Genomic DNA, 7,417 nt, shown 5'->3' with positions numbered 1-7,417 from the left:
GGGCGCGGGGGACCAGGGCTGGGCCGCTTCGGTCGCCGGGCTCAGCGGTGCGGCGGTCTGCGGTGCGGGGCCGGCGGGCGCGCTGGCCCCGGACGGCTGCTCGGGGGCGGTACCCGGTTCGGCACTGGGTTCGACACTGGGTTCGGCACCGAGTGAAAGGGCCTCGGCGGAGGCGTCCCCGGCAGGGTCCCCGGAGTGACCGGAGGGCTCGGGGCCCTCGGCGGTTCCGGCGTCCGCCTCAAAGCCCCCAGGGATCGCGGGGGCCCCGGCAGCCTCGGTGCGCGGCACGGTTCCGGCGGCGGACGCGGCACTGTCCTGCCCGCTCGCCTCGTCCGGCCTCGCCCCGCCGGTCGTCGCCGGAGCCTCGGGCTCGGCGGCCTCCCGGGCCTCCGCGGCTTCCGCCGCCTGCTTGGCGGCGTCCCGCTCGGCGAACTCCCGCTTCAGCGCGGCGGGGGAGAAGCGCATGGTGGCCCCGCTCTCCATATCGCCCCCGCCGAAGGGCTGGGCCGCCGGAGCCTGAGCCGGGTCCGGAGCTTGCGCGGGTGCGGGTGCAGGCGCAGGCGCAGGCGCAGGTGTCGGCGCCGACGCCTGAGCGGCGGGCGGCACCGGCGGCCGGCCCGGCTCGAACCCCGCCCCCACGGGCAGTCCCGGCGTCGCCACCGGAGGACCGCTGGGCGGCGGCGGAGGAGTCCGGCCCGCGCCCGACGTGTCCCCCGACGCGTTCTGGGTGTACCAGGCCGGAGGGGTGTAGTCGATGGTGAACTCACCCGTCAGCTCGGCGGGCTCCGCGTCGGACTCGTCGGCGGGAAGGTCCCATGCCCCGCGGATCTCGTCGCGATCGCTGTTCACTGTGCCTCCTGGTGTGGTCGAGCACCCTTGTGCCGTCGTGGGTGGGGCGACCGCTGACGTCCGATCGGCCCGGCTCGCCGCCCGGGGGACGCGGTGGGCATCCCCGCGGCCGTCTCTGCCGTTCTCCACCTCCTAGCCTAAACGTCAGCAAGGGTGCCCCGGCAGGCCCGACCGCCCGCGGGACGCTGTCCCTTGCGTCACGTCACGGCGCCCGGCCGCACGAACTCGGCGGAGCACAGGAAGACAACGGGCAAACCGGTACCGGCCCGGCGCCGTCGCCCGCACGGCCCGCGGCTTCGCCGCCCTGAGGTCCCGGCGCACCGCGGGCCCGGCCCGGCCTCCCGGTCACTGCAGGTCGAACTCCCCGTCACGAGCCCCGAGGACGAACGCCCGCCACTCCGCCTCCGTATAACGCAGCACGGTGTCCGGGTCCAGGGACGACCTCATCGCGACCCCGCCACCGGGCAGATGGGCGATCTCCACTCGCTCCTCGTCCGCACTCGTGCCCGGGGCACTGAGCCATTCGACACCTGAGATATCGAGGGCGTAGAGCTCGTCCTTCTCCTGTGCGCTCCCCATCGGTCAAGCTCCCTTTCGGTAAACGGCCGGACCGGCCACCGCACCCCACGCGCCAGCAGACACCGGGCTGTTGGCGACCGGCCCACATCACTCGGGAATCCTATGCCGACTACACCCCGTGAGCTGGCGGAAAACCAGGCGTACGAGCGTAAGAGCGTACGAACGTCCGATCCGGCGGACGCGTCACGGCGGCCGACGGGACCGGAACGCGTCCGGAACGCGCCCGTCCGTCAGCCCGTCAGGCCATCAGCCGGGCAGTCCGTCAGTCCATCCGACGGGCCGCGCCCAGCAGCCCGGTCTCCGCGTCCGTGCCGTTCGTCATCACCCAGTGGCGCTCACGGCCCGAGCACCACAGCGTGACCCCGTCCGCCAGCGTCGGCAGCGCCCCGCTCTCCGCCGGGGAGAGCCCGAGAATCCGGCCGATCTGCTCCGCCTCCTGCGGAGAGACCCGCTGGACGCCCACCAGAGTGGAGTCCCGCAGCAGCCGGGGCGCCACCGGGCTCAGATACGGCAGCAGCGTCAGCACCGACTGCCACGGCGACGACACCACCCGTCCCCGGGGCGGTCGCATACCGCAGTCGCGCACCACCACGACCGGACTGCCCACCGTCGCGCCCAGCGGCGGAACGCGCCCCACGTCGTGGAGGGTCACACAGTCGAGCCCCGCTCCCGCCGCCTGGGCCAGACCGGTCCAGCTCTGCGCCCGCCCGGTCTCCACCGCGACCCGCGCGCCCGTCCCCGCCGCCCGCAGGGCGAGCACCTGAGCCGTCCACAGACCGCCGATCAGCAGGGCGTCGTACGGCGTCGACCGATGGAAGCCGATCATCAGCGGGCGGCCCTCGGCGTCCTCGCCGATCACCACACCGTCGTCCCCGACCGGCAGCGACAGCGCCCCCAGATCGGCGACGGGCACGGTGTGCCCCGGATGCCTCGGTCCGCGCAGCCCGCGCGCCAGGCCCCTCATCGGGCGCCGCCCAGCGGCAGGGTGGCCAGCGCGCCGGGGAACTGCTCGCGGTCCAGCCGTACGAGTCCGACCTTCGCCGCCCGGGCCGCCTGCTCCAGCGTCCGGCGCACACCGATGAGCTCGGTGTCGGAACCGCCGGTGACCCGGATATGACCGGCCACGTCCATCGCCCCCTGACGCGCGCCCCGCCGCAGGGTGAGGCTGAAGGTCGTCGCGTACGCGGGCGCCGAGGTCAGCAGGGACACCAGCTTGGGCAGCGGCACCGCGCCGCGCCCCAGCTCGGGCCAGCGGCCCACCGTGTAGGAGGTGTGCCACCGGTCGTCGCAGCGCCATACGCGCGCGGTCTCGGCGGTACGGCGCTGGGGCGCGGCATCGGGCCGCCCGGCGCGGGCGGCCAGCCGGGGACTGGCGCAGGCGGCGGTCGCCACCGAGGAGTTCAGCTCCTCCTGATCCAGGACGACGGCCTGGAAACCGGCTCCGGTGACCCGGCTCGCCACATGGTCGGCGATGCGCACCAGGGCCCGTTGAGCGCCTTCGAGACCGCCGCCGCGCGCGTCGACGGCCTCCCGGCACAGCTCCGGGTCGAGTTTCACGGCCACCCAGGTCATCCGTAGCGCGGGGGCCCCGGTCCGCTCCTGGAGCGGGGCGTAGGAGAGCCGGGCCATCGACCGCTGCGGCAGATGGGGCGCGGGGGCGGGCCGCACCTGCTGCACCAGCTGGACCGAGTCCAGCACGATGTCGTCGACCGTGAGCGCGCCGCCGAGCACGGAGAGCGGCAGCGCCCGTGCGCCGAAGGCGGGGCGCAGCCCGTCCCCGCTGGCCTCGACGCGTACCACCGCGGTCAGAAAGGCGCCGTCGCCGAGCATGCCGACCGTACGGCGGCTGCGGTCGACATAGGGATACGGGCGCAGCCCGGGCACGCCCTCGGTCACCGGGGCGAGCGAGGGGTCGGCGTCCGGGGCGGCGGGCGCGGCGGCCCGCCTGCGTGAACGCAGCGCCAGGGCCGTGGACATCCAGTCCTGGACCGCGTGTCCGCGCCGCCGGATGAAGGCGAGCAGCAGCAGGACGCAGCCGACGGCCGCGGCGGGGACGATCCAGAGGCCCCCGAGGGCGACCCCGATCAGGGCCAGCGCGACGGCGATCTCCACCAGGGCGAGCTGGCGGAGCTGGAGGGGGCCGATGCGGCCGGTGCGCGAGAGGGGGCGCAGGGCGGTGGTCGCGGGGACGGCGGGCGGCGCGTCCACGGCCGGTCCGGCTCCGTCCCGTCCACGCGGGTCACCGTTCCTCCGGGACCGGCGGGCGGAGCCGCGACGCCGCTCGGAAGTCCCCGGAGTCCGCCCATTGCGCGCGCGCGTCGCCGTACCCATCGCCGCGTTGCCCCCTCGTGTCCGTAATTACCAAATTCCTATGGGCGTTGACCGGGCGATCACCCTACCTGAGCGATAAGTCGTAAGCGTCAGCAGGCATAGTAGGGGGGCGGTACGAGGACGGGCCCGCACGAAGAGCGGGGAGCCTGCCCGCCCAGCGGGGAGAGGGACAGCGGACACATGGCATCACGTCGGGACGAACTCAACGCATACACGTTCGCCAAACGCAGGCTGATTGCGCAGTTCCTCCAGCCGAACACCACGGGTTCGGAGGAAGGGGCGCCCCGTCCGCTGCGCGCCGTCGTGCCCGGAGCCATTGTCGGTGTGGTGATTCTGGCGGGATTCGCCGCCTGGGGAATGTTCCGGCCGGTGGCGCCCAAAGGATGGGATCTGCCCGGCGAGAACGTCATCATCGCCAGTAAATCCACTACGCGTTATGTGGTGTTGGAGACCGAGGGAAAGAAACAGCTTCACCCGGTGCTGAATATGTCGTCCGCGAAGCTGCTGCTCAACCGCGACAAAGGGAAAGTCATCAATGTAGACGAGTCGGTGCTCGACAAGGGGGATATTCCGCACGGCGCCACGCTCGGCATTCCCTACGCGCCCGACCGGCTGCCCTCGGCGGAGGAAGCGGGCTCGGCCAAGCGCTGGGCGGTGTGCGAGCGCCCGGGCGAGGGCGGCAGGGCCATTCAGAAGGCCGCGTTCGTCCTCGCCGAACGGGAGGCGTCGAAGACCGACGGCGAGGAGCGGCTGCGCGGTGGGGAACTCCTCTATGTGGAGGGCCCCGATGAGGCGCGGTACATCGTGGACGCGGCGGGGACGGCGTATCCGGTGGCGGAGGAGGAGCGGCTCCAGCGCCAGGTGGTCGGTCAGAACCGGGTGCCCCAGCGGGTGTCGGCGGCATGGCTGGAGACCCTGCCCAAGGGCGATCGGGTCGACTTTCCCGTGATCACCGGTACGCCGGGCGACGACGCGGGAATCCCGGCCGGTGATCTGCGCGCCGATCTGAACAAGGTGGGCCTGATCCTCAAGGCCAGCGACGGGGCCAGGGACCAGATGTACGCGGTGCTGCCGGGCCGGGTGGCTCCCATCTCGGACTTCACGGCGAACCTCCTGCTCAACAGCGAGGAGCTGGCCGCCCTGGGGCAGGCGGGTGAGGCGACGCGGATCAGCGGCGGCGACTTCCGGCCCGGGAAGGCGTTCAACCAGGACAAGAAGTGGCCGCAGCGGCTGCCGAGGCCGGTCAACTCGGCGAGCACGGAGGACGGCAGCCGTAACACCGTGTGCAATGTGCTGCGCGGGGTCGACGCGGACAGCGGGGAGACCGCTCTCAGCACCTGGGCGGGCGACGGCTTCCCCGCGACGCTGCCGGTCGGGTCGAGCAGCGCGTATGTCACCCCCGGGTCCGGGCAGCTGTTCCGCCAGTTCAAGGGCGCGCGCACGGACACCGGCTTTCTGTTCCTGGTGACCGACACGGGTCTGCGTTACGCGATGCAGTCCAACAACGACAGCGCGACGGACCCCTCCGGCATCGGCTCGTCGGGGACGGCCGAGGAGCGGGAGGAGCGGGCGCGGGAGGCCCAGCAGGCGCAGACCCGGCTCGGCTACAAGGACGTCGACCCGGTTCCGGTCCCCGCGGCCTGGTCCTCGTTCCTGCCCACGGGCCCGCGTCTGTCGACCGGTTCGGCGAGCCGGCCCCAGGGCTCATGAGCGGTTCGAAGGGGAGCCTCATGAGGTCGCGGTGTGCGCGTCCGCTCGCGATATCCGCGGCCACGGCGGTTGCGGCGGTCGCGGTGATCGGGATGCCGCTGCCCGCGGCGGCGGTCGACCCGGCAGGTCAGTGCAGTTATCCCGGCGAGATGTACAAGGGCCGCCCCTGGGCGCTCCAGCGGGTGCTGCTGGACGAGGTGTGGAGCCGGTCCACCGGGAAGGGGGTGCGGGTCGCGGTCATCGACACAGGTGTCGACATCAAGAATCCGCAGCTCAAGGATGCGGTGGATACCGGGAGCGGAGTGAATCTGCTGCCGGTCGAGGACGCTGAGGGCAACAAGATCGAGCGGGGTGCGGAGAACGGCACCACGGACACCGTGGGCCACGGCACCAAGGTGGCGGGCATCATCGCCGCCCGCCCCGCCGACGGCACGGGCTTCGTCGGGCTGGCCCCCGATGCCGTGATCATCCCCATCCAGCAGAACGACGCCGCCGGGAACGGCACCGCGCTGACGCTCGCCGAGGCCATCGACCACGCGGTCGCCGAGGGGGCGGGGGTCATCAACATCTCCCAGGACACGGCGAAGGCGGTGGAGCCCACCCCGCTGCTGAAGCAGGCCGTGGACCGGGCGCTGGCGGCGGGCGTGGTGGTGGTGGCATCGGCGGGCAACGACGGTCTCGGCGGCAACGTCAAGAAGACCTACCCCGCGTCGTACGAAGGCGTCCTCGCCGTGGCGTCGTCCGACCGCAACAACGAACGGGCGGCGTTCTCCCAGTCGGGCGATTTCGTGGACATCGCGGCCCCGGGGGTCGACATCGTCACGACGGTGCCCGGGGGAGGCCACTGCGCCGACCACGGCACCAGCTTCTCGGCCCCCTATGTGGCGGCTGTCGCGGCGCTGATCAAGAGCAAGCACCGGAAGTGGACCCCCCGGCAGATCGCGGCCCAGATCCAGCAGACGGCGGAGCGGTCGACGCCGGGCCATGACCGGCTGGTCGGCTGGGGCGTGGTCGACCCGGTCCGCGCCCTGACCGAGGACGGCAAACCCCTCGAACGCCCGGTGGCCCGGGAGGGCCTCACCGATGTGACGCCCCCGACCACGGCCGAAGTCCCGCTGGGTGAGACGGCGGAGCAGCGCGATACCCGCCTGGCGACGTATGCGGTCGTGAGCGGCGGAGTCCTGGTGGCGGCGATCGCGGGCGGCGCGGTGGCCTTCCGCGACGCACGGCGCCGATCCGCCCGGCCGGCCTCGCGCTGATCGGCGCGGCCGGCCGTCGTCCACGGAACGAACACCGCCGGATCAACTGCTGTCACTCGCGTCCCAGAGGTCTTCACATCCCGGGAGTCGCCTACCGGAGAAGCCGCTTGGGGCTGTCATAGGCAGTGGTTAGAGTGATGGTCTGTTGATCGTGGCGGTCATATCGCCGCGATCACAAGGTGGGACAGCTGTAGCAAACGGGGAGGAACGGGCATCGTGCTCGATGCAGAGGGCGGCGGAGTCGGAGGCTCGGGCGGGGCGAGTGATCTGGAGCGCGGCGTCGGTGCGCTGAAGAAATTCCATCAGCAAGTGGTCGCACTGCTGGCGGAATTCGAGGGCGGCGAGGGCGGTACGGCCAAAATCGCCGAACAGAGGGTGTCGCGCGGTTCTTTCAGCGGATCGAATCTGCCTTTCGCGGAAGCGGACGGCTTTTTCAGCCAGTACAACCGTGTCCATGCGTCGCTCGTCTCCCTCACGAAGTCCCTCGGCGACCAGATCGAGGCGCTGACCATCGGGGTGCACGCGGCCGATGTCGGCTTCGACAACGTGGAGGAAGAGATGCGGCAGCGCTTCCACGCGATTCAGGGGCAGTTGAAGTCGGAGCGTCGGCGTGACGCCGCGGAGCAGCAGCGCGGGGTGCAGGCCCGCGACAACGACACGGCCCTTTCGACGGAGTTGGGGTAATGCCG

Annotated in this window: 7 protein-coding genes; 3 read left to right on the top strand and 4 right to left on the bottom strand. The window is 72.4% G+C overall.

Going from position 1 to position 7,417, the window contains the following annotated elements; genetic code table 11:
* The 4 genes from FF041_RS01195 to eccE all read right to left on the bottom strand — a co-directional run.
* Nucleotides 1-849: SCO5717 family growth-regulating ATPase (locus tag FF041_RS01195; protein WP_323390913.1), on the bottom strand; the 849-nt coding region annotated here is incomplete at its 3' end.
* A 345-nt stretch (nucleotides 850-1,194) separates the two neighbouring features.
* On the bottom strand, nucleotides 1,195-1,428 hold the full coding sequence (locus FF041_RS01190) for a DUF397 domain-containing protein (protein ID WP_153480236.1): 234 nt from the start codon (nucleotides 1,426-1,428) through the stop codon (nucleotides 1,195-1,197).
* Nucleotides 1,429-1,690: 262 nt separating this feature from the next.
* Nucleotides 1,691-2,392, bottom strand: coding sequence for a hypothetical protein (locus FF041_RS01185; protein WP_153520618.1), 702 nt, complete (start codon nucleotides 2,390-2,392; stop codon nucleotides 1,691-1,693).
* The gene (eccE, locus tag FF041_RS01180) at nucleotides 2,389-3,759 is read right to left on the bottom strand and encodes a type VII secretion protein EccE (protein WP_194291892.1); all 1,371 of its coding nucleotides are present in this window, start codon (nucleotides 3,757-3,759) and stop codon (nucleotides 2,389-2,391) included. Before eccE ends, FF041_RS01185 begins: the two co-directional genes overlap by 4 nt.
* A 180-nt stretch (nucleotides 3,760-3,939) precedes the next feature.
* On the opposite strand from eccE, the gene eccB reads away from it, so the two are divergent.
* The 3 genes from eccB to FF041_RS01165 all read left to right on the top strand — a co-directional run bounded on the left by eccB (nucleotide 3,940) and on the right by FF041_RS01165 (nucleotide 7,412).
* Nucleotides 3,940-5,469 carry a type VII secretion protein EccB gene (eccB, locus tag FF041_RS01175; protein WP_153520617.1) on the top strand — a complete coding sequence of 510 codons (1,530 nt, stop codon included), beginning with the start codon at nucleotides 3,940-3,942 and terminating at the stop codon, nucleotides 5,467-5,469.
* A 20-nt stretch (nucleotides 5,470-5,489) separates the two neighbouring features.
* The gene (gene mycP / locus FF041_RS01170; protein WP_228387965.1) at nucleotides 5,490-6,728 is read left to right on the top strand and encodes a type VII secretion-associated serine protease mycosin; all 1,239 of its coding nucleotides are present in this window, start codon (nucleotides 5,490-5,492) and stop codon (nucleotides 6,726-6,728) included.
* Between the two features lie 213 nt (nucleotides 6,729-6,941).
* Complete coding sequence (locus FF041_RS01165; protein WP_398763927.1) at nucleotides 6,942-7,412, top strand: hypothetical protein; 471 nt, start codon at nucleotides 6,942-6,944, stop codon at nucleotides 7,410-7,412.
* Nucleotides 7,413-7,417 lie beyond the last annotated feature (5 nt).

Origin of the sequence: Streptomyces jumonjinensis, assembly GCF_009600885.1 — a bacterium.
GTDB classification, from domain to species: domain Bacteria; phylum Actinomycetota; class Actinomycetes; order Streptomycetales; family Streptomycetaceae; genus Streptomyces; species Streptomyces jumonjinensis.
The sequence above is the reverse complement of the archived record's forward strand: the minus strand, read 5'-3'. Positions and strand labels throughout refer to the sequence as shown.

What these genes read in the sequence shown, in the direction of transcription:
- FF041_RS01190 (WP_153480236.1), bottom strand. Translation starts at nt 1,428, where the DNA reads ATGGGGAGCGCACAGGAGAAGGACGAGCTCTACGCCCTCGATATCTCA.
- FF041_RS01185 (WP_153520618.1), bottom strand. Translation starts at nt 2,392, where the DNA reads ATGAGGGGCCTGGCGCGCGGGCTGCGCGGACCGAGGCATCCGGGGCAC.
- eccE (WP_194291892.1), bottom strand. Translation starts at nt 3,759, where the DNA reads ATGGGTACGGCGACGCGCGCGCGCAATGGGCGGACTCCGGGGACTTCC.
- eccB (WP_153520617.1), top strand. Translation starts at nt 3,940, where the DNA reads ATGGCATCACGTCGGGACGAACTCAACGCATACACGTTCGCCAAACGC.
- mycP (WP_228387965.1), top strand. Translation starts at nt 5,490, where the DNA reads ATGAGGTCGCGGTGTGCGCGTCCGCTCGCGATATCCGCGGCCACGGCG.